General features: G+C 61.1%; 1 protein-coding gene. It reads right to left on the reverse strand.

All coding sequences use genetic code 11. The annotated features are described in order from the left end of the window. The coding region (locus IEG05_RS23090; protein WP_224742968.1) for an aldehyde dehydrogenase family protein at window positions 1–1067 on the reverse strand (1067 nt) is incomplete at both ends.

The raw sequence follows: 1067 nt of genomic DNA on the forward strand, positions 1-1067 counted from the left end.
CCGCCGGTGAGGATCTGTGCGCCTTCCTGCTGAGCGATCTCCATGTAGGAAAGGATCTTGTCGAACTGCTGCTCGGACGCCTGGGCGCCAACCATGGTGTCGGTATCCAGCGGGTTGCCACGCTTGATCGCCTTGATCTTCTTCATCACCACTTCCATGAAGGGCTCGAAGATCGATTCCTGAATCAGCGCACGCGACGGGCAGGTGCAGACTTCGCCCTGGTTGAAGAAGGCCAGTACCAGACCTTCAGCGGCTTTCTCGATGAACGCAGGCTCTGCATTCATGATGTCTTCGAAGAAGATGTTCGGGCTCTTGCCACCCAGCTCCACGGTGCTCGGAATGATGTTCTCGGCGGCGCAGCGCATGATGTGCGAGCCGACCGGGGTCGAGCCGGTGAAGGCGATTTTGGCGATGCGGGTGCTGGTGGCCAGCGCCTGACCAGCTTCGCGACCGAAACCCTGGACGATGTTCAGTACGCCCGGCGGCAGCAGGTCACCGACGACTTCGATGAATACCATGATCGACAGCGGGGTCTGCTCGGCCGGCTTGAGCACGATGCAGTTACCGGCAGCCAGGGCCGGCGCCAGTTTCCAGGCGGCCATCAGCAGCGGGAAGTTCCACGGGATGATCTGGCCGACAACACCCAGCGGCTCATGGAAGTGATAGGCAGCGGTGTGCTCGTTGATCTCGGCGACGCTGCCTTCCTGGGCGCGAATGCAGCCAGCGAAGTAGCGGAAGTGGTCGGCAGCCAGCGGCACGTCGGCGTTCAGGGTTTCACGAACCGCTTTGCCGTTGTCCCAGGTTTCGGCGACAGCGAGCTTTTCCAGGTTGGCTTCGATGCGATCGGCGATCTTCAGCAGAATCAGCGCGCGGTCCTGCACCGAGGTCTTGCCCCAGGCATCGGCAGCGGCGTGAGCAGCATCGAGAGCCCTCTCGATATCCTCGGCACCCGAACGCGGGAATTCGGCAATCACTTCACCATTGACCGGCGAGGTGTTGACGAAGTATTCGCCTTTGACCGGCGGCACGAATTCACCACCAATGTAATTGCCGTAGCGCGGCTTGAA

The sequence above is a fragment of the Stutzerimonas kunmingensis genome, from assembly GCF_014764705.1.
Lineage (GTDB): Bacteria > Pseudomonadota > Gammaproteobacteria > Pseudomonadales > Pseudomonadaceae > Stutzerimonas.